Genomic DNA, 20,294 nt, shown 5'->3' with positions numbered 1-20,294 from the left:
AGCAAAAAAATAAGGCGCTGAATGCGCCTTATTTTTTATCAGAATTTTATCTTCCGAGTTGCAGCCTGTTACTGTCATGAAGAACCTGAATCGCCCCTCACGGGCCGGACGATAGCTCCTGCGCTGATTACTTGGTCAGCGCAGGTTTGTTCTGAATATCGGTCAGCACGCCCGCGCTATCAAAGGTCAGCGTCAGGGTTTGCTGGGTGATATCTTCATGGCCAGGTTGCTGGCGGAATACATAGAACCACGTCTGAGTACCGAACGGATCCTGTAACATTGGGGTACCCAATGTATAAGCGACCTGTTGCTGGGTCATACCTTTTTGGATTTTGGCCACGTCGGTCGACGTCAGGTAGTTCCCTTGGTTGATGTCAGGCCGGTAAACCACCTTCTCAAAAGTAGAACAGCCTGCAGTCAGCATCACAAGAACCACAGCGGCAGCAGCCAGCGTTTTACAGCGCATAGTAATCACATTCCTTTAGGGCATAGGATGCCGATGATAATAGACCTTGCAGCAGTTGGAAACCTTTATACCCTTCATCTTTCAAGTTGTAGCGACGTTGCCTTCCCTCGCTCACCCCAGTCACTTAGTTGACTAAGCTCCTGGTGATTCTCTCGGTTGCCGCCTTGCTACAGCTTGAAATCTATTGGGTGTACCCTTCATCTTTCAAGTTGCTGCTGCGATTGCTTCGCTCTCGCACCCCAGCCGCTTAGCTGACTAAGCGGCTGGGGGATGGGGCGGTTGTCGCCTTGCCGCACCTTGAAATCTGCCGGGTAAACAGTGCCAAAGTCAGACCTCGGAAAAGTGAAAAAGTTGAGCTTTTTTATGCGGCCAGCAGTTCTTTCGCGTTTGCCAATGTGTTGCGGGTGACTTCGCTGCCGCCAAGAAGGCGCGCCAGCTCCTGCAAACGGGCACGTTTATCCAACGGCGACATCTGCGTTTCGGTTTCCGTGCCGTCGGTCTGTTTGCTGACAAACAGATGCTGATGCCCGCACCCCGCGACCTGCGGCAGGTGGGTGACGCACATTACTTGTGTAGACTCCCCGAGCTGGCGAAGCAGGCGGCCCACGATGGCGGCGGTCGGGCCACTGATACCCACGTCCACTTCGTCGAAAATCAGCGCCGGGGTTTCCATCTTGCGGGCAGTGATGACCTGAATCGCCAGCGCGATGCGTGACAATTCGCCGCCGGACGCCACTTTGGCCAGCGCCTGCAGCGGTTGCCCCGGGTTGGTGGACACGCAGAACTCGGTGCGGCTTGCCCCTTCGGCGCTCAAATATTGGGGCTCGAAGCGCACATCGATGTTGAATTTGCCGTGTGGCATAGAGAGCGCCTGCATGCTGTCGGTAATCAGCGTGGTCAGTTCGGCGGCGTAATGCTGGCGTTTCTGGTGCAATTGTTCCGCCAGAACCAGCGCCTGCTGATGGTGCAGGGCGACCGCTTCGTTAAGGTGCTCGTGGTCGCTTTCCTGTTGCGACAGCGATTGTTGCTCATCGAGCAACTGCTGGTGTAGCTGCGGCAGTTCTTCTGGCGCTACGTGATGTTTGCGCGCCAGGTTGATTTGCCGCGACAGGCGCTGTTCCAGTTCATGCAGGCGGTTGGGATCGAGATCCATGCGATCGGCATAGTGGCGCAGTTCATCGCTGGCCTCGCTGATCTGGATTGAGGCTTCTTCCAGCATGTTCAGCAGTTCGCCGAGTTTTTCATCCATGCCGACCAACTCGACCAGCAGGTGTTTGGCGGTGTAGAGCTGACTGAGCATGTTGTGTTCTTCGTCATCGGCCAGCAATTGCAGCGTTTGCTGGCTAAGGGTCAGCAACTGGCCGCTGTTGGCCAGGCGCTTGTATTCCGCGTCTGTTTGTTCAAACTCACCGGCCTGCGGGGCGAACTCATTCAGCTCTTTCAACTGATATTGCAGCAGCTGTTTGCGTGCGTCGCGCTCAAGGGACTGTTGTTGGTGATGAGCCAGTTCGCGGCAGCTTTGGTGCCAGCGCTGGTAAGCTTGTTGCATTTGCGCCAGCAGAGCGGGTTCGTCTGCATAGGCGTCCAGCAGTTGCTTTTGATGCTCGGGTTTGAGCAACAGCTGGTGAGCATGCTGGCCGTGGATTTGAATCAGGCATTGGCCAAGTTCGCGCAGTTGCGAAAGCGGCACGGCGGTGCCATTGATAAAGCCGCGCGAGCGGCCGTCTGCGTTGATCACCCGGCGCAGCAAGCATTCATTGCTGTCGTCCAGTTGGTTCAGCTCAAGCCATTGGCGGGCTGAGGGGGTATCCGCCAAAGAGAAGCGCGCGCAGATATCGGCACGGGCGGCCCCCAGGCGCACCACATTGCCGTCGGCGCGGTTGCCGAGGCACAGGCCCAGCGCGTCGATGGCGATGGATTTGCCGGCGCCGGTTTCACCGGTAATCGCCGTCATACCCGGTTGAAAATCAATCTCCAACTCACGAACGATAGCAAAATTGCTGATGGTCAATTGCGCCAGCATGGGAACCTTCCTGTGTATAAACACATAACTGTAGTTTCATACAGTATAAACTGGTTTTATATACAGTAAAGTAGCTGGCGACGTTTTTAGAACAATTTTTTTGACCAGCCGAGCTTTGTGCTTAACGTATTGAAATAGCTGTAGTCCTTTGGATGAATAAGATTCAAATGGAAATCACTGCGGCGTATCAATACCTCTTCGCCTTCCTGGATAGGCAGCGCGATCTGGCTGTCGCAGCTGATTTCCAGATCGCTGCCGATCTGCGAAAACTTCAGCCGAATGGTGCTGTTGCCGTTGATCACCAGCGGGCGGGCGGAAAGGGTGTGCGGGAACATCGGCACCAGCGCAATGGCCTCCAGCGAAGGCGTCAGGATCGGCCCGCCGGCGGAGAGCGAGTAGGCGGTCGACCCGGTCGGCGTGGCGATAATCAGCCCGTCGGAACGTTGCGAGAAGGCGAAACGATCGTCGATGTACACTTCGAACTCGATCATGTGCGCCACTTTGCCGGGGTGCAGCACCACTTCGTTGATGGCGGTGCTGATGCGGCACTGCTGGTTCTCTTTGTGCACGATGGTTTCCAGCAGGAAGCGCTGTTCATCGATGTATTCGCCTTCCAGCACGTCGGCCAATTGCTGCAACGCATTGTCGGGGTCGAGATCGGTCAAAAATCCAAGGTTACCGCGGTTTACGCCGATCACTTTAATATCGTAACGCGCCAATACGCGCGCCGCGCCGAGCATATTGCCGTCACCGCCGACCACCACGGCCAGGTCGGCTTTCTGGCCAATGTCTGCCAGGCTGCCGGTCACGACGTCTTTCAGGCCCAAATCCTGGGCTATCTGCCGTTCAAGCATCACCGAGTAGCCTCGGGCGACCAACCAGTGAAACAACATCTCATGCGTTGCCAGCGCTGAAGGGTGGCGCGGGTGACCCACAATGCCAATACAGGCGAATTTCTTATTCATTGCTGTGATTTTCCTCACCGGGACGAGTTTATGCCCCACATTGTGACCGGTTGACTTGAAACCCCGGTTTTGATCCCCATAATAAGCCAAGTTGCGAGATTAATGCTAAAACGCGGAGATATTCATGAGTAGTAAAGAACAGAAGACGCCAAACGAGCAAGTCTCGGAAGAAATGGACCAGCAGGAAGTTTTGCCGGAAGTGGCTGAGGGCGTCGATCTGCGGGATGCGCGCATTGCCGAGCTGGAAACTCAGCTGGCTGAATCCCAGCAGCATGAACGCGACAGCCTGCTACGCGCCAAAGCGGAAATGGAAAACGTTCGCCGCCGTACCGAGCTGGATATCGAGAAAGCGCACAAATTTGCGCTGGAGAAATTCGCGGGCGACTTGCTGCCGGTGATTGATAACCTGGAGCGCGCGCTGGATCTGGCGGATAAAAACAATCCGGAACTGACGGCAATGATCGAAGGCATCGAACTGACGCTGAAATCCTTGCAAGACGCAGTGAGCAAGTACGGTATCGAAATCGTCGGCGACATCAACGTGCCGTTCAACCCGGACGTGCACCAGGCGATGAGCCTGATGGAGTCTGCCGATCACCAGCCGAACCACGTAATGATGGTGATGCAGAAAGGCTATACGCTGAATGGCCGCCTGCTGCGCCCGGCGATGGTTGCGGTTTCCAAAGCCAAGGCTTAAGCGGAATTAAGTAAGGAAAAGGCACCTGCGGGTGCCTTTTTTGCGTCTGGACTTTGTCTGAGTTATGCCTGCGGCAGTTGCGGCAGCCAATCGATAGGTTTCAGCCCCTGCTGTTCCAGCAGTTGGTTGGCCTGCGAGAAATGGCGGCAGCCGAGGAAGCCGCGGTGGGCCGAGAGCGGCGAAGGGTGCGGCGCTTTCAGCACGTGGTGGCGCTTCCTGTCGATAATGTTGCCTTTCTTCTGGGCATGCGAGCCCCACAGCAGAAACACCACGCCTTCGCGGTTGTCGTTCAGCGCGGCGATCACTCTATCCGTAAAGGTTTCCCAACCCAGTTTGGCGTGGGAATGCGCCTGGCCGCGTTCAACGGTCAATACCGTGTTCAGCAGCAGTACGCCCTGTTCCGCCCAGCTTTGCAGGCAGCCGTGGCTTGGTCGCTCAAACCCCGGGATATCCGTCGCCAATTCTTTATACATATTTACCAGCGAAGGCGGAGCCGGCACGCCGGGAAGCACCGAGAAAGACAGACCGTGGGCTTGATTCGGGCCGTGATAAGGATCCTGGCCGAGGATCACCACTTTCACGTCTGCCAGTTCGGTGTAGCGGAAGGCGTTGAACACGTCTTTCTGTGGTGGATAAATGGTCTTACCGGCCTGACGTTCAGCGGCAACAAAGGCAAGCGTTTCATGAAAATAGGGTTGCTCTTTTTCCTTGCCGATGACGTCATGCCAGGTGAGAGGGGTGGACATAAACGCTCTCCTTTGTTTTCGTTAACAATTCACTAGCCCTAGCTTACCGTTTACCTTCACGCAGTGAAACCCGCTTTTGCCGTTGGACTACCTATCTTGGTACAAGGATTTTTTAAAATTTACAAAAATAATTGTTTTCGGCGGTATGGGGAAAATTGACATAAAACAGAAACTTGCCCCTTCACTATGTATGGGTAACCCATAAGAATTGATTTTAATCAAAGAATTGCTCCGACCAGGCTGGTATACAGAACAATAAGACAACAATGGTTTTACCAAATGGCCGAAACCAACATTGAATTTTCTCACGAAAGAGAATTTTTCGTCCTTGTACGGAGGCAACAAAATGATTACTGGTATTCAAATCACTAAAGCGAACGACCAGGCGCTGGTGAACTCTTTCTGGCTGCTGGATGATGAAACGTCAGAAGCCCGCTGCGTTTGCGCTAAAGCCAACTATGTAGAAGATCAGGTTGTGCCGGTCAACGATCTGGGCCAAATCGAGTACCGTGAAGTGCCGCTGGAAATGCAGCCAACCGTGCGCGTAGAGGGTGGCCAACACCTGAACGTGAACGTACTGCGCCGCGAGACGCTGGAAGATGCGGTCAAGCACCCGGAAAAATACCCGCAACTGACCATTCGCGTGTCCGGTTATGCAGTACGCTTCAACTCGCTGACGCCAGAACAGCAACGTGACGTGATCGCACGTACCTTTACTGCCAGCCTGTAATTCCCTGCGCAGTCACTGAGGGAGCTTCGGCTCCCTTTTTTATTGCTCGCCGGCCAGTAAAGTGAATCCGGATCACATTCCTCGCAAAGATAATCGTCTGCATTACAGAACTGCTCCGACCTGCCGATAGCTACTTTGGCACCCGTATTGGGTGCGGCATTGATAAGCCTATCGACAAGGAGTCGGCATGAGTATGTCTTTGAGTTTTACCTCTGCGGTTAACCCTGCGACCATTCAATCCCCTGTAGCGCGTGCGGCACTGCAACCGGTGAGTTCATCGGAGCCCGTCGAATCACCGGCGGCCGGGGCCGCTGCGACCACGCTTTCATCGAATAACCTGAATACCCGGAACCTGCTGAACGCGCTGGTGAGCGATATGTCGGCTGCCGCGCCGGCCGCTACGCCCCAAGGGGTAACGCGCGGCCAGCAGCCACAACAGGGAGATTATACGCTCGCGTTACTGGCTAAAGACGTTTACAGCCTGAACGGCCAGGGTGTGGAAGGGTTCAACCGCCTGAGCGACAGCGCGCTGCTCGGCGCGGGTATTGATCCCGCCAGCCTGCATGATGCGGCGTCGGGTTTTCAGGCCGGTATTTATAGCGACAGCCAACAGTATGTCCTGGCCTTTGCAGGCACCAATGACATGCGCGATTGGCTGAGCAATGTGCGGCAGGCGACCGGCTACGATGATGTGCAGTACAATCAGGCTGTCGCGGTAGCTAAAGGCGCCAAGGCGGCGTTTGGCGATGCGCTGGTGATTGCCGGTCATTCTCTCGGCGGCGGGCTGGCGGCAACGGCGGCGCTGGCGACCGGTACTGTGGCGGTCACTTTCAACGCGGCGGGTGTCTCCGACTATACATTAAACCGTATGGGCATCGATCCGACGGCGGCTAAGCAGGATGCGCAAGCCGGCGGTATTCGCCGCTACAGCGAACAATACGACATGCTGACCGGGACGCAGGAATCCACTTCGCTGATCCCGGATGCCATCGGGCATAAAATTACTCTGGCCAATAACGATACCCTGAGCGGCATTGACGACTGGCGACCGAGTAAACATGTGGATCGCAGCTTGACCGCACACGGCATTGATAAGGTCATCAGTTCGATGGCGGAGCAAAAGCCGTGGGAGATGAAGGCCAATGCCTGAAAGGCGTCGGGTTAGGCAGACGTTGATTATCGTCGTGCTGGCGCTGATAGTGGTCGCCGGCTTGCTGATTATGGCTAAGGAACAACAGATGAATCAGTCTATTTCCCCGTTCGCCGGGCGCGGCAATCAGGCGCTGGCGCAGGTGGTGATGCGCGGTGATACGCAGGGCATTGCCGAACAGGCAACACGGCCGCGTTTGAGTGAGCAGGGCGATCGCCAGGTCACGCTGCTTCAATGGGCGATTCTCTCGCAGCAACCGCAAAGCCTAAGTTCGCTGCTAGAGCTGGGGGCTGATGTCGCCGTGCCGGGGCTGGAGGGGAACAGCGTGCTGCATACCGCCGCAACGGTGCGGGATACGCAGTATTTGCGGCTGCTGCTGGCGCATGGCGTGCCGGTTAACCTGCGCAATGCGGTGACCGGCGCGACGCCGCTGTCCGCTGCGGTACTTGCGGGGCGTGAGGAGCAATTACGGTTGCTGCTGGCAGCCGGGGCGGATACCACGTTGAGCGATAGATTGGGGGATGCGCCCTTGCACGCGGCGGCGAAAATCAATGCGCCGCAGTTGGCGTTGATGTTGCTGCAGGCGGGAGCGGACGGCAAAGCCCGTAACCGGCAAGGCCAGACCTTCCAGTTCTATTTCTCACTGACGCCTGCACACCTGCAGAGTGAAGAGATGCGCGATCGTTATCGGCAACTGGATGTCTGGTTAAAATCCCATCACCAGGCGACGCATTACGCGCAGCCGTAATGGAGGCATAAAAAAACGCCTTCAGGTGAGTGAAGGCGTTTTTTATTCACCGCGGCAGCATTATTTAGCGCCGTTGCTCTCAGGCTTGGCCTTTGGCTGGCGACGTTTGCCCACGTTTTTCGCATCGCGATGACGTACTTTCACCTTGGCTTTTTCTTTGTTCTTTTCTTTGTCTTCCGCACGTTTGGCCAGCACCTTCTTCGAAGGTTTGCCGTTGCTCTTTTCGCTTGGCACTTTGGTTGACGGACGCAGCTCGTCGATCACCCGCGCTTTCAGCGGTTCGTTCAGGTAACGGCCGACTTTGCCCAACAGCAGGTGATCGTGCGCCTCAACCAGAGAAATCGCGGTACCTTTGCGCCCGGCACGGCCGGTGCGGCCGATGCGGTGCAGATAGGTGTCCGCAGTACGCGGCATGTCGAAGTTGAACACGTGGGTGATATCCAGGATATCCAGACCACGGGCAGCGACGTCGGTGGCGACCAGCACGTTGACGCGGCCGTCCATCATGCGTTTTACCGCTTCGTTGCGCTTGGCCTGCACCATTTCGCCTTCGAGATAGCAGGTGTTGATGCCTGCCTCGCGCAGCCAGGCCGCCAGTTCGTGCACGCGCTCGCGTTTACGCACGAAGATCACGGACTTCAGCACGTCCGGCTGTTGCAGCAAATGCACCAGAATGGCGGTTTTGTGCTGCACGTCGTCGGCACGGTAGTACCACTGCAGGATCTTTTTGCGTTCGCGGCGTGAAGGATCAGCTTCAATTTCCACCGGCTCTTTCAGAATGCGCTCGGCGAATTCGCGGATGGCATCGCCTTCCAGCGTCGCGGAGAACAGCAGGGTCTGGTTGCGCCAGCGGGTTTCGGCGGAAATGGTTTCGATATCCTGCGCGAAGCCCATGTCCAGCATGCGGTCGGCTTCATCGAGGATCAGCGTTTCTACCGCGCGGCAGTCGAAGTTTTCTTCTTTGATGTATTGCAGCAGACGACCGGTTGTGGCGACCACCACGTCCTGGTTTTCGCTGAAGACTTCCGCGTGGTTCATATAGGCGACGCCGCCGGTGATGGTGGCGATATCCAGCGAAGTATGGGCAGCCAGTTCACGTGCCTGGTCGGCTACCTGCATCGCCAGTTCGCGCGTCGGGGTGAGGATCAGTACGCGCGGTGGGCCGGACTTCTTGCGTGGAAAGTCCAGCAGATGCTGCAATACCGGCAGCAAAAATGCGGCGGTCTTGCCGGTGCCGGTTGGCGCCGAACCCAATACGTCGCGCCCATCCATCGCAGGTGGGATAGCCTCGGCTTGAATGGCGGTCGGGCGTTCGTAGCCTTTATCGCTCAGGGCTTTTATCAGGCGTTCATCGAGATCGAGTTCGGAAAAATTGGTTGCTGTCATGGTCTACCTCTACTTGGGGCGCCGATTATAGACGGGTTGGCCGCGTTCTTCACCTATTTAAGCGGAAAGCAGCTCTTTTCCCGCAAATCAGATTGCCTTATGCTACGCCAGTTTTGTATCCAGGTGGTTATTGTGAGCAATCAATCGAAAGCAAATTTTACCCCGCGTCGCGGCGGTTTTACCTTCAAACAATTTTTTGTCGCTCACGATCGTTGCGCAATGAAAGTGGGCACCGACGGCGTGCTGCTCGGCGCCTGGGCACCGCTGGCGCAGGCGCGGCGGGTGCTGGATATCGGCAGCGGCAGCGGGCTTATTGCGCTGATGCTGGCGCAAAGATCGTCCGATAACGTACTGATCGATGCGGTGGAGTTGGACGAAGCCGCCGCCGAACAAGCGCGTGACAACGTGCTGGCATCCCCGTGGCCGCAGCGCATTCGGGTGCATGCGCAGGATATTCACCATTTTGCCCGGCATCATGCGGGTGAGTATGACCTGATCGTCAGCAACCCGCCGTATTTCGAGCCGGCGGTCGCCTGCCGCGATCAGGCGCGCCACAATGCGCGCTATACCGAAACCCTGACTCACGATGCCTTGCTGGCAAGCGCTGAGCGGCTGATCGCCGAGCGGGGCGCTTTTTGCGTGGTGCTGCCGCATGATATTGGTGAGGCATTTGAAAGTAATGCGCACCGGCGTGGCTGGCATACTGCACAGCGATTGAACGTCAGCGACCGTGCCGATACGCCGCTGCACCGGGTGTTGTTGGTGCTGACGCGTCAGCCGGTCGAAGAAAAAACGGAGCAAAGCCTGGCGATTAAACAGGCCGACGGCAGTTACACCGATGATTTCCGCCGCCTGATTACCGATTTTTATCTTTTTTACTGAAACCGCCAAGGCGTTGGCGTCCTGGCGGTTTCAATCACGGCTGCAGGATGGTCGGCAGCGCTTCCGGCAACATATCCGGATAGTCCAGCGTATAGTGCAGCCCGCGGCTTTCTTTGCGTTCCATGGCGCTGCGAACGATCAGTTCCGCCACCTGCACCAGGTTACGCAGCTCCAGCAGATTGTTGGAAATACGGAAGTTGGCGTAGTACTCATCGATTTCAGCTTGCAGCGTATTGATGCGGCGCAGCGCGCGCTCCAGCCGTTTAGTGGTGCGCACGATCCCGACATAGTCCCACATGAATAGCCGCAGCTCATGCCAGTTGTGCTGAATCACCACCCGCTCGTCCGCATCGTCTACACGGCTTTCATCCCATTGCGGCAACTGTTTCGCCAGCTTGATAAACGGCAGGCGCAGTTTGATGTCCTCCGCCGCCGACCAGCCGTAGACCAGGCATTCCAGCAGCGAGTTGGACGCCATGCGGTTGGCGCCGTGCAGGCCGGTGTAACTGACTTCGCCAATGGCGTAAAGCCCGTCCAGATCGGTACGGCCGTGCTGATCGACCATGACGCCGCCGCAGGTGTAATGCGCGGCGGGTACGATAGGGATCGGTTGTTTTGTCAGATCGAAGCCCAGCGTCAGCAGTTTCTCATGGATCATCGGGAAGTGCTGGGTAATGAATTCAGCCGGTTTATGGCTGATATCCAGATACATGCAGTCCGCGCCCAGGCGCTTCATTTCGTGGTCGATGGCGCGCGCTACAATGTCGCGTGGGGCCAGTTCGCCCCGCGGGTCAAAATCGGGCATAAAGCGGCTGCCGTCCGGCCGTTTCAGATAGGCGCCTTCGCCGCGCAGCGCTTCGGTCAGCAGGAAATTGCGCGCCTGCGGGTGGAACAGACAGGTCGGGTGGAACTGATTAAATTCGAGGTTGGCGACCCGACAGCCGGCGCGCCAGGCCATGGCGATGCCATCTCCGGACGAGATGTCCGGATTGGTGGTGTACTGATACACCTTGGCTGCCCCGCCAGTGGCCAGCACTACCGTTTTGGCGCGGTAGGTTTCCACCTGCTCGAGCTCGCGGTTCCAGACATAGGCGCCGACCACGCGGCGGGTGCCCGGCAGGCCGATTTTGTTCGAGGTGATCAGATCGACCGCGTTGCGGCGCTCCATCACGCAAATATTAGGGTGGGCGCTTGCTTTCCCTACCAGGGTGGTCTCTACTTCTTTACCTGTAGCATCGGCGGCATGCAGGATACGGCGGTGGCTGTGTCCCCCCTCACGCGTCAGGTGGTAATGTTCCTCGCCCTGAGCATTGACTTCGGTGTCGAACAAGACGCCCTGATCGATAAGCCATTGCACGCAGTGGCGCGCATTGCCGGCGATAAACTCAACGGCGTCCTTGTCGCACAGGCCGGCTCCGGCAATCAAAGTGTCATCAACGTGTGAGGCAATGCTGTCCGTCTCATCGAAAACCGCGGCGATCCCGCCTTGGGCATAAAATGTGGCGCCTTCGTTGAGCGGCCCCTTGCTGAGTACGGTAACCTTGCAATGCTGCGCGAGGCGCAGCGCCAGTGACAAACCCGCAGCACCGCTGCCGACGATCAAGACATCGCTAACATGTTCAGATGATGGTTGCATAACGTATGATGTGTGCAGAAGAAGAGTGAAATTCATGTTAGCCTAATTGTCCGGGCAAAAGCCACGGATTGGATGACATCAACAGAAAAAACAATGGCGATACGGAACTTCGAGTTCCGTATGAACTCCAAGCGAGTGCTTGCTCAGGAAAAGAATGTATGGCTGGCAGTACAATTTTACGCGTGGAGACGGATTTGGGGAGAATTTACCTCGGATGAGCGAGCAGTTAACGGATCAAGTTCTGGTTGAGCGGGTCCAAAAAGGCGATCAGAAATCGTTTAACTTACTGGTAGTGCGTTACCAGCATAAGGTTGCGAGCCTGGTTTCCCGATATGTACCGCAGGGCGATGTGCCCGATGTGGTGCAGGAGTCGTTCATTAAAGCCTATCGCGCACTGGAATCGTTCCGTGGGGATAGCGCTTTCTATACCTGGTTGTATCGAATTGCCGTGAACACGGCAAAGAATTATCTGGTTGCTCAGGGGCGTCGTCCGCCGTCCAGCGATGTGGATGCCAACGACGCTGAAAATTACGAAAGTGCGGGAGCACTGAAAGAAATTTCGAACCCTGAGAACTTAATGTTGTCAGAAGAGCTGAGACAGATAGTTTTCCGTACCATTGAGTCTCTCCCCGAGGATCTTCGCATGGCGATTACCCTCCGGGAGCTGGATGGTCTAAGCTACGAAGAGATAGCTGCCATCATGGATTGCCCGGTAGGAACCGTACGCTCGCGTATTTTCCGCGCCAGGGAGGCTATCGATAATAAAGTTCAACCGCTGATTCAACGTTAGCAATGGCGGACACAGGAAGGGTACTTAGGCATGCAGAAAGAAAAGCTTTCCGCTCTGATGGATGGAGAATCGCTCGACACTGAGCTGCTGAGCTCATTGTCAAATGACAGAGCGCTTCAACAAACCTGGCAGAGCTATCACCTGATACGCGACACACTACGGGGTGATATCGGACAAGTAATGCATCTCGATATCGCAGATCGTGTTGCTGCTGCACTTGAGAAAGAACCTGCCCGTCTGGTTCCTTCCGCAGTGCCGGAGTCTCAGCCGCAACCGCACACCTGGCAGAAAATGCCGTTCTGGGACAAAGTGCGCCCCTGGGCCAGCCAGATCACTCAGATTGGCATGGCCGCTTGTGTTTCGCTGGCTGTGATTGTAGGCGTACAGCAATACAATCAACCGGCAGCGCAGCCTGGCGCAGCTGAATCGCCGGCGTTCAACACCCTGCCGATCATGGGACAGGCGTCACCGGTTAGCCTCGGCGTACCGGCAGACAGTTTCTCCACCGGCAGCGGGCAACAGCAGCAGGTGCAGGAACAGCGCAAACGTATTAACGCCATGCTGCAGGATTATGAATTGCAACGTCGTTTGCATTCCGATCAGCTGCAGCTTGAGCAAAGCAACCCACAACAGGCTGCCGTTCAGGTTCCCGGAACCCAGTCTTTAGGAATGCAACAGCAGTAATGAAGCAACTTTGGTTCTCCGTCTGTCTATTGACGGGCAGCCTGCTCTACTCAAGCATCGCCCCGGCGCAGCCCACTGCGTCCGGGGCGTTGTTACAACAGATGAGCAGTGCCAGCCGTTCACTCAATTACGAACTCGCCTATATCAGCATCAGCAAGCAGGGGATTGAGTCGCTGCGTTACCGCCATGCGGTAATCGACAAGCAGCCACTGGGTCAACTTTTGCATATGGATGGGCCGCGCCGCGAAGTATTGCAGCGCGGTGAGGGCATCAGCTATTTTGAGCCAGGTCTGGAGCCCTTTACGCTGTCTGGCGATCATATCGTCGATGCGTTGCCGGCTATCGTCTACGCCGATTTTGACCGCCTGGCGAAATATTACGATTTCATCTCTGTCGGCAGCACCCGAATCTCCGATCGCCCCTGCGAGGTGATCCGTGTGGTTGCGCGTGATGGTTCGCGCTACAGCTATATCGTCTGGATGGATGTGGATACCAAGCTGCCGCTGCGGGTGGATTTACTCGATCGTGATGGCGAAACGCTGGAGCAATATCGGGTGATTTCGTTTGTGGTGGGGCCGGAAGTGCAAGGCGTGATGCAGGGGCTGATCAAGGCTAATCTGCCACCTTTGCTGTCGCTTCCTGCGGTAGACAACGTCAAACTGGGCTGGAGCACCGGCTGGTTGCCGGCCGGCGTGGATGAAGTGGCGCGTAATCGCCGTAAATTGCCGAACGTGACCGAACCCGTCGAGACGCGGCTATACAGCGATGGTCTGTTCAGTTTCTCGGTCAACGTCAGCCCGGCGGGCAGCGGTGCCGGTCAACAGTATTATCGCCAAGGGCGGCGTACTATTCAGACTGAAGTGCGTAACGGCAACGAGATCACCATCGTTGGCGAACTGCCGCCGGCGACGGCCAAGCGTATCGCTGACAGTATTTCCTTCAAGGTGTCACCACAATGATGAAAGAGTGGGCCACGGTGGTTTCGTGGCAACAGGGTGTGGCGCTGCTGCGCTGCGAACCCAAAGCCGGCTGCGGCAGTTGCAATGCCCGTTCGGGCTGTGGCGCGCGCGCGTTGAACGAACTGGTACCGGAAACCGAACATCAGTTGCAGGTGCGCATCGAGCAGCCGCTTGAGCCGGGGCAGCGGGTTGAAGTGGGTATCGCCGAGGGCAGCCTGCTGCGTTCGGCTATGCTGGTCTATCTGACGCCGTTGCTGGGCATGATGCTCGGGGGGAGTCTGCTGCAATACTGGCTGGGCACCGATGCCTCCGCGGCGCTCGGCGCGCTGCTTGGCGGCGGCGCGGCCTTTATGTTGGCGCGTAGCCTGGCGCACCGTCTCGGCGAGCAGGCGAATTACCAACCCATAGTTCTGCAAATCGGTTTGCCGCCTGGGGCCATGCGCCTGCAGACGGACACTGAACCTCTGCGCTAAAACTGCTGCCGCGTCATCGCCGTATTATGATAGGCGGGGATGCGGTTGTAGATCATATGCTCCAGCAGCGCCATAAACAGATCGGCGCTGAGCAGCGAAAAATACCCGACCGTAAACAGCGCTTTGCCCTGATTATCCAGCAGGCGGATGATGCCGCGCTGCGTGTTGTTCTCCAGCGTGCGGATCTGCTCAATCGGAATACTCCCCTGCGGCGTGATCAGCGCCGTAGCGCTCAGCCGCAGCGTTTGGGGCGTTTGCTTCTTGCGTTTGCCTGGCAGTAAATGGTTCAGCCAGAGGGCACTGCAGCTCAGATAGCTAAACGATAGCACTTCCCCCTGATACAGCGCATTCAGCGCCTGTGGTCCACGCTGTTGGATTTGTTGGCTGATAATGACATCGGCCAGCCGCCAGGAATGGGACAGATTGCTGAACACTGTGCACCAAGGGTGTTCGGCAGAAGTACGAAATGCCATCACGTTGCACAGCCCGCCAAACAAGCGCCCACCGCGAAAACGATAAATATCGCCAATTTTTTCAAAGGGGATAAACCGTTCTTTGTGGTTATGGTCATTAATCACCCGAACGCCGTGCTCATACAGACGATAAGTCAGCGTTGGCCGCAGACAGTGGCGCAGCGCCAACAGACTGCTGCCGAGTAAAATAGTGGCTGCGCCGGTTTGCAGCAAGGTCAGTACCGCATTTTCATCCATGTTGCTCAGCAGCGGCAGCAACAGCAGCACCGCACCGACAGTTAACAGCAGCGCTGCCGCTGCCAGAATGCCCCAATTGACCTTGGAAAAATCGTGCCGGCTCAGCATTTGCCCTTTATCGATCATTACGCACCTTCCAATCAACGTACAGAGATATGCTGGTGAACTCCGGTGGGCATGCCGATGTAGTGCCCTGAATAATATTTTGTCGCGGAGTTCTGTCCCATTTCTATAGGAGGCTCCGAAGAGCGTATATGGGTATTTTCCGAAAGCCGGAGGGGCGGAATGCAATTCTAAGATGTTGATCCCAATATTATTTATTCAAGATTTAGGAAGGGGTTTATTGCGTTATCGGCGGTTATGTATTAGCGCCGAAGATGAAGGTATGCGCGGCACATGATTTCCGTTGATTCGGTGGTGCAGGCAGTGGTTTTTCATTCGTCGGCTTTTGTTAACATCTTCTTTCACAACCTGGAGCGCCGTGTAACACTAAAGTGCGCATAATAGAATGCCTTCACTGCACCGATCGCTAGGTTTTCAGTGTTGTGGCATGTAGAATGCAGCGATTCAGGCGGAAGACGGCCGAACCCATTCACTGTCGCTTTAGGTCCATACGGGTTTCTATAGGCGAGTAATTCAGAAATACCAAGGCAGAAAAACTTTTATAATGAAGCATATACGAAATTTCTCCATTATTGCCCATATTGACCACGGTAAGTCGACGCTGTCCGACCGTATTATCCAAATTTGCGGTGGCTTGAGCGAACGCGAAATGGCTGCGCAGGTGCTTGATTCTATGGATCTTGAGCGCGAACGTGGCATTACCATCAAAGCGCAGAGCGTAACGCTGGACTACAAGGCGACAGACGGTCAAACCTATCAACTCAACTTTATCGACACCCCAGGGCACGTTGACTTCTCCTACGAAGTTTCTCGTTCGCTGGCTGCCTGCGAAGGCGCACTGCTGGTGGTGGATGCCGGGCAGGGCGTAGAAGCTCAGACGCTGGCCAACTGTTACACCGCGCTGGATATGGATCTGGAAGTGGTGCCGGTACTGAACAAAATTGACCTGCCGGCCGCCGATCCCGATCGCGCCGCGCAGGAAATTGAAGACATCGTTGGCATCGACGCCACCGATGCGGTGCGCTGCTCGGCCAAAACCGGCGTCGGCGTGCCGGAAGTTCTCGAACGCCTGGTGCGCGACATCCCACCGCCGGAAGGCGATCCTGAGGCGCCGTTGCAGGCCTTGATCATCGACTCCTGGTTCGACAACTATCTGGGCGTAGTTTCCCTGGTGCGAGTCAAGAACGGCACGATGCGCAAGGGCGACAAGATCAAGGTGATGAGCACCGGCCAGACTTATAACGCCGATCGCCTCGGGATCTTTACCCCGAAACGTGTCGATCGCGACGTGCTGAACTGCGGTGAAGTAGGCTGGCTGGTTTGCGCCATTAAAGACATCTTGGGTGCGCCGGTGGGCGATACCCTGACGTTGGCTCGTCAACCGGCAGACAAAGCGCTGCCAGGCTTCAAAAAAGTGAAGCCGCAGGTTTACGCAGGCCTGTTCCCGATCAGCTCGGACGATTATGAAGCCTTCCGCGACGCGTTGGGCAAACTGAGCCTGAACGACGCTTCCCTGTTCTATGAGCCAGAGAGCTCCACCGCGCTGGGCTTCGGCTTCCGCTGTGGTTTCCTCGGCCTGCTGCACATGGAGATCATCCAGGAGCGTCTGGAGCGTGAATACGATCTGGAGCTGATTACCACCGCTCCAACGGTAGTTTATGAAGTTGAAACCACCGGCAAAGAAACCATTTACGTCGACAGCCCATCCAAGCTGCCGCCGCTGAACAATATCATGGAGCTGCGCGAGCCGATCGCCGAGTGTCACATGCTGATGCCGCAGGAATTCCTGGGCAACGTAATCACGCTGTGTATCGAAAAACGCGGTGTACAGACCAACATGGTCTACCACGGCAACCAGGTCGCGCTGACCTACGAAATCCCGATGGCGGAAGTGGTACTCGACTTCTTCGACCGTTTGAAATCCACCTCTCGCGGTTACGCGTCGTTGGATTACAACTTCAAACGCTTCCAGACGTCTGACATGGTGCGTGTCGACGTGCTGATCAACAACGAGCGCGTGGATGCGCTGGCGTTGATCACCCACCGCGACAACTCGCAGTACCGTGGTCGTGAACTGGTGGAGAAGATGAAAGAGCTTATTCCGCGTCAGCAATTCGATATCGCCATTCAGGCCGCGATCGGCACCCATATCATCGCGCGTTCTACGGTGAAGCAGTTGCGTAAAAACGTTCTGGCTAAATGCTATGGCGGTGACGTCAGCCGTAAGAAGAAGCTGTTGCAGAAACAGAAGGACGGTAAGAAACGCATGAAGCAGGTCGGTAACGTTGAGTTGCCGCAAGAAGCGTTCCTGGCCATTCTGCACGTGGGCAAAGACAGCAAGTAACCGCGATAAGGTCGCGTAATTAGGGAGTTTGCATGGCGAATATGTTTGCCTTGATCCTGGCCATAGCCACATTGGTTACCGGGATCATCTGGGCTTTTGAGCGCTTCAAATGGGCGCCGGCCCGCCGGCAGAAGATTGCGGCGGTGAATGCACAGGCTACGGGCGCCGTAGACGATAAAACGCTGGCGAAAGTGGCGAAGCAGCCAGGTTGGATCGAAACCGGCGCGTCGGTTTTCCCGGTATTGCTGCTGGTGTTTGTGGTGCGTTCGTTTATTTACGAACCTTTCCAGATCCCATCAGGTTCAATGATGCCAACGTTGTTGATTGGCGATTTTATTCTGGTGGAGAAATATGCCTACGGCATTAAAGATCCGATTACCCAGACCACGCTAATTGAAACCGGTCATCCAAAGCGCGGCGATATTGCGGTATTTAAATATCCGCTGGATCCGAAGTTGGATTATATCAAGCGCGTTGTCGGTCTGCCGGGTGACCGGGTGACTTACGATCCGGTTAATAAACGCGTGACCGTTCAACCATCCTGTAATAACGGCCAGTCTTGCGATACCGCACTGGCGGTGACATACAACGATGCGCAACCAAGCGATTTTGTACAGATGTTCAGCCGCAGCGGCATGGGCGAAGCCAGCAACGGTTTCTACCAGATCCCATTGAGCGATAACGTGCCGCAGGGCGGTATTCGCCTGCGCGAGCGCCAGGAAACGCTGGGCACTGTCTCTCACCATATTCTGACCGTGCCGGGCACGCAGGATCAGGTGGGCGCTTACTACCAGCAGCCGGGTAAGCAACTGGCGGAATGGGTTGTGCCGGCGGGGCATTACTTCATGATGGGTGATAACCGCGACAACAGCGCCGACAGCCGTTATTGGGGCTTCGTACCGGAGAAAAACCTGGTGGGTAAAGCCACGGCTATCTGGATGAGTTTTGAAAAGCAGGAAGGTGAATGGCCAACCGGCGTAAGGTTTAGCCGTATTGGTGGAATTCATTAACCGCGCGCTTATAAACGCAGCATTATATTTCCACTCGTTGTAGAATACCTCCTCGAGCGATAAAAAGTTGGCTCCCTGTTGGGAGCCACTGCAAACGAAACAGCTTTGGATTGGCTTTCGGCGAAGCAGGCCTGTTCCGTATGCTGCAAGTTTTTGACGCATTCTTGATCTATTGGTAACTCATGAACCCCATCGTAATAAACAGGCTGCAGCGGAAGCTGGGCTACACTTTTCAACAGCAGGAGCTCTTACTGCAAGCGTTGACTCACCGTAGCGCCAGCAGTAAACACAATGAACGTCTTGAGTTTCTGGGTGACTCTATTCTTAGTTTTGTCATCGCCAATGCGCTCTACCATCGTTTTCCTCGCGTAGACGAGGGCGATATGAGCCGCATGCGTGCCACGCTGGTGCGCGGCAATACGCTGGCAGAGATGGCGCGCGAGTTCGACCTGGGTGAATGTCTGCGCCTCGGGCCGGGTGAGTTGAAAAGTGGTGGATTCCGCCGCGAATCAATCCTGGCGGATACGGTGGAGGCATTAATTGGCGGCGTGTTCCTGGATAGCGATATCCAAAACGTCGAACGACTGATTTTGGACTGGTATCGTAGCCGGTTGGACGAGATCAGCCCCGGTGATAAGCAGAAAGACCCGAAAACCCGCTTGCAGGAGTTTTTACAAGGTCGTCATCTGCCGTTGCCTTCTTATCTGGTGGTGCAGGTTCGCGGTGAGGCGCACGATCAGGAGTTTACTATCCACTGCCAGGTGAGTGGTTTGAGCGAACCTGTAGTGGGTACCGGCTCAAGCCGCCGTAAAGCCGAACAGGCAGCAGCGGAACAAGCGTTGAAAAAGCTGGAGCTTGAATGAGCGAAGAAAAACAATACTGTGGTTTTATTGCGATAGTCGGTCGTCCCAACGTGGGCAAATCCACGTTGCTCAACCAACTGCTGGGGCAAAAGGTCTCCATCACCTCGCGTAAACCGCAGACGACCCGTCACCGCATTATGGGTATCGACACCGATGGCGCCTATCAGGCTATCTACGTCGACACCCCGGGTCTGCATATCGAAGAAAAACGCGCCATCAACCGTTTGATGAACCGCGCGGCCAGCAGCTCAATCGGCGACGTAGAGCTGGTGATCTTCGTGGTAGAAGGCACTAACTGGACTGCCGACGATGAAATGGTGGTCAACAAGCTGCGCAGTCTGAAATGCCCGGTCCTGCTGGCGATCAACAAGGTCGACAACGTTACCGACAAATCCAAGCTGTTGCCGCACATTGCGTTCTTGAGCCAGCAGATGAATTTCCTCGACGTGGTGCCAATTTCTGCCGAAAAAGGCATGAATGTGGACACTATCGCCGCTATCGCGCGCAAGTTGCTGCCGGAAGCGGAACACCACTTCCCGGACGATTACATCACCGACCGCTCCCAGCGCTTTATGGCGTCGGAAATCATCCGTGAAAAGCTGATGCGTTTCCTGGGTGAAGAGCTGCCTTACTCGGTTACGGTCGAGATCGAACAGTTTGTGCCGAACGAGCGCGGTGGTTACAACGTGCACGGGTTGATTCTGGTCGAGCGCGAAGGCCAGAAGAAAATGGTCATCGGCAACAAAGGTTCGAAGATCAAAACGATCGGTATCGAAGCTCGCCACGACATGGAACAGATGTTTGAAACCAAAGTGCATCTGGAACTGTGGGTGAAAGTGAAATCGGGCTGGGCGGACGACGAACGTGCGCTGCGTAGCCTGGGCTATACCGACGACCTGAAGTAACTTC

Annotated in this window: 20 protein-coding genes; 13 read left to right on the top strand and 7 right to left on the bottom strand. The window is 55.9% G+C overall.

The window, feature by feature from the left end; translation table 11 throughout:
• Positions 1-127 precede the first annotated feature (127 nt).
• The 3 genes from bamE to nadK all read right to left on the bottom strand — a co-directional run bounded on the left by bamE (position 128) and on the right by nadK (position 3,454).
• A complete protein-coding gene (gene bamE / locus ACUTQW_RS20370) occupies positions 128-466 on the bottom strand; it encodes an outer membrane protein assembly factor BamE (protein WP_004953634.1) in 339 nt (112 codons plus the stop codon).
• A gap of 361 nt (positions 467-827) precedes the next feature.
• Positions 828-2,489 (bottom strand): DNA repair protein RecN, encoded by a 1,662-nt coding sequence (gene recN / locus ACUTQW_RS20365; protein WP_020439623.1) that lies wholly within the window; start codon positions 2,487-2,489, stop codon positions 828-830.
• A gap of 86 nt (positions 2,490-2,575) precedes the next feature.
• Positions 2,576-3,454, bottom strand: coding sequence for an NAD(+) kinase (gene nadK, locus ACUTQW_RS20360; protein WP_004953629.1), 879 nt, complete (start codon positions 3,452-3,454; stop codon positions 2,576-2,578).
• A 124-nt stretch (positions 3,455-3,578) separates the two neighbouring features.
• Here nadK and grpE point away from each other — a divergent pair, with 124 nt between their 5' ends.
• The gene (grpE, locus tag ACUTQW_RS20355; RefSeq protein ID WP_006327389.1) at positions 3,579-4,151 is read left to right on the top strand and encodes a nucleotide exchange factor GrpE; all 573 of its coding nucleotides are present in this window, start codon (positions 3,579-3,581) and stop codon (positions 4,149-4,151) included.
• Between the two features lie 62 nt (positions 4,152-4,213).
• Here grpE and ung read toward each other — a convergent pair whose 3' ends face one another.
• Positions 4,214-4,897 carry a uracil-DNA glycosylase gene (gene ung / locus ACUTQW_RS20350; RefSeq protein WP_004953626.1) on the bottom strand — a complete coding sequence of 228 codons (684 nt, stop codon included), beginning with the start codon at positions 4,895-4,897 and terminating at the stop codon, positions 4,214-4,216.
• 346 nt (positions 4,898-5,243) lie between these two features.
• On the opposite strand from ung, the gene grcA reads away from it, so the two are divergent.
• The 3 genes from grcA (at position 5,244) to ACUTQW_RS20335 (ending at position 7,525) form a co-directional block, all read left to right on the top strand.
• Positions 5,244-5,627 carry an autonomous glycyl radical cofactor GrcA gene (gene grcA, locus ACUTQW_RS20345; RefSeq protein ID WP_004953623.1) on the top strand — a complete coding sequence of 128 codons (384 nt, stop codon included), beginning with the start codon at positions 5,244-5,246 and terminating at the stop codon, positions 5,625-5,627.
• Positions 5,628-5,814: 187 nt separating this feature from the next.
• Positions 5,815-6,777 carry a DUF2974 domain-containing protein gene (locus tag ACUTQW_RS20340; protein WP_006327388.1) on the top strand — a complete coding sequence of 321 codons (963 nt, stop codon included), beginning with the start codon at positions 5,815-5,817 and terminating at the stop codon, positions 6,775-6,777.
• A complete protein-coding gene (locus tag ACUTQW_RS20335) occupies positions 6,770-7,525 on the top strand; it encodes an ankyrin repeat domain-containing protein (protein ID WP_020439622.1) in 756 nt (251 codons plus the stop codon). Before ACUTQW_RS20340 ends, ACUTQW_RS20335 begins: the two co-directional genes overlap by 8 nt.
• Before the next feature lie 60 nt (positions 7,526-7,585).
• Here ACUTQW_RS20335 and srmB read toward each other — a convergent pair whose 3' ends face one another.
• Positions 7,586-8,911, bottom strand: a complete 1,326-nt coding sequence (srmB, locus tag ACUTQW_RS20330; protein WP_006327386.1) for an ATP-dependent RNA helicase SrmB — start codon at positions 8,909-8,911, stop codon at positions 7,586-7,588.
• Between the two features lie 99 nt (positions 8,912-9,010).
• Between srmB and trmN the strand changes: the two genes are divergently transcribed.
• The gene (gene trmN, locus ACUTQW_RS20325) at positions 9,011-9,793 is read left to right on the top strand and encodes a tRNA(1)(Val) (adenine(37)-N(6))-methyltransferase TrmN (RefSeq protein ID WP_020439621.1); all 783 of its coding nucleotides are present in this window, start codon (positions 9,011-9,013) and stop codon (positions 9,791-9,793) included.
• Positions 9,794-9,827: 34 nt separating this feature from the next.
• On the opposite strand, the gene nadB is transcribed toward trmN, so the two are convergent.
• On the bottom strand, positions 9,828-11,429 hold the full coding sequence (nadB, locus tag ACUTQW_RS20320) for an L-aspartate oxidase (RefSeq protein WP_006327384.1): 1,602 nt from the start codon (positions 11,427-11,429) through the stop codon (positions 9,828-9,830).
• 214 nt (positions 11,430-11,643) lie between these two features.
• Between nadB and rpoE the strand changes: the two genes are divergently transcribed.
• Genes rpoE through rseC form a run of 4 tightly spaced genes read left to right on the top strand, consistent with a single transcriptional unit; the run spans position 11,644 to position 14,335 of the window.
• The gene (rpoE, locus tag ACUTQW_RS20315) at positions 11,644-12,219 is read left to right on the top strand and encodes an RNA polymerase sigma factor RpoE (RefSeq protein WP_004929136.1); all 576 of its coding nucleotides are present in this window, start codon (positions 11,644-11,646) and stop codon (positions 12,217-12,219) included.
• Between the two features lie 30 nt (positions 12,220-12,249).
• Positions 12,250-12,903, top strand: coding sequence for an anti-sigma-E factor RseA (gene rseA, locus ACUTQW_RS20310; protein WP_004953606.1), 654 nt, complete (start codon positions 12,250-12,252; stop codon positions 12,901-12,903).
• Positions 12,903-13,862 carry a sigma-E factor regulatory protein RseB gene (gene rseB, locus ACUTQW_RS20305; RefSeq protein WP_013814182.1) on the top strand — a complete coding sequence of 320 codons (960 nt, stop codon included), beginning with the start codon at positions 12,903-12,905 and terminating at the stop codon, positions 13,860-13,862. The genes rseA and rseB overlap by 1 nt, the downstream gene beginning before the upstream one ends.
• On the top strand, positions 13,859-14,335 hold the full coding sequence (rseC, locus tag ACUTQW_RS20300) for a SoxR-reducing system protein RseC (RefSeq protein ID WP_006327382.1): 477 nt from the start codon (positions 13,859-13,861) through the stop codon (positions 14,333-14,335). The genes rseB and rseC overlap by 4 nt, the downstream gene beginning before the upstream one ends.
• Here the strand turns inward: rseC and ACUTQW_RS20295 are convergent.
• Entirely contained in the window at positions 14,332-15,171 is an 840-nt protein-coding gene (locus ACUTQW_RS20295; protein ID WP_006327381.1) for a hypothetical protein, read from the bottom strand. The genes rseC and ACUTQW_RS20295 overlap by 4 nt on opposite strands.
• Positions 15,172-15,712: 541 nt before the next feature.
• On the opposite strand from ACUTQW_RS20295, the gene lepA reads away from it, so the two are divergent.
• The 4 genes from lepA to era all read left to right on the top strand — a co-directional run bounded on the left by lepA (position 15,713) and on the right by era (position 20,290).
• A complete protein-coding gene (gene lepA, locus ACUTQW_RS20290; protein WP_004953591.1) occupies positions 15,713-17,512 on the top strand; it encodes a translation elongation factor 4 in 1,800 nt (599 codons plus the stop codon).
• Between the two features lie 32 nt (positions 17,513-17,544).
• The gene (gene lepB / locus ACUTQW_RS20285) at positions 17,545-18,522 is read left to right on the top strand and encodes a signal peptidase I (protein ID WP_006327380.1); all 978 of its coding nucleotides are present in this window, start codon (positions 17,545-17,547) and stop codon (positions 18,520-18,522) included.
• A 182-nt stretch (positions 18,523-18,704) separates the two neighbouring features.
• Positions 18,705-19,385 (top strand): ribonuclease III, encoded by a 681-nt coding sequence (gene rnc, locus ACUTQW_RS20280; RefSeq protein ID WP_004953587.1) that lies wholly within the window; start codon positions 18,705-18,707, stop codon positions 19,383-19,385.
• The gene (gene era, locus ACUTQW_RS20275; RefSeq protein WP_004953584.1) at positions 19,382-20,290 is read left to right on the top strand and encodes a GTPase Era; all 909 of its coding nucleotides are present in this window, start codon (positions 19,382-19,384) and stop codon (positions 20,288-20,290) included. The genes rnc and era overlap by 4 nt, the downstream gene beginning before the upstream one ends.
• The last annotated feature ends 4 nt before the right edge of the window (positions 20,291-20,294 follow it).

It is taken from the genome of Serratia sp. TSA_7 (assembly GCF_052692135.1).
This window is presented reverse-complemented; position numbering and strand designations above follow the sequence as displayed.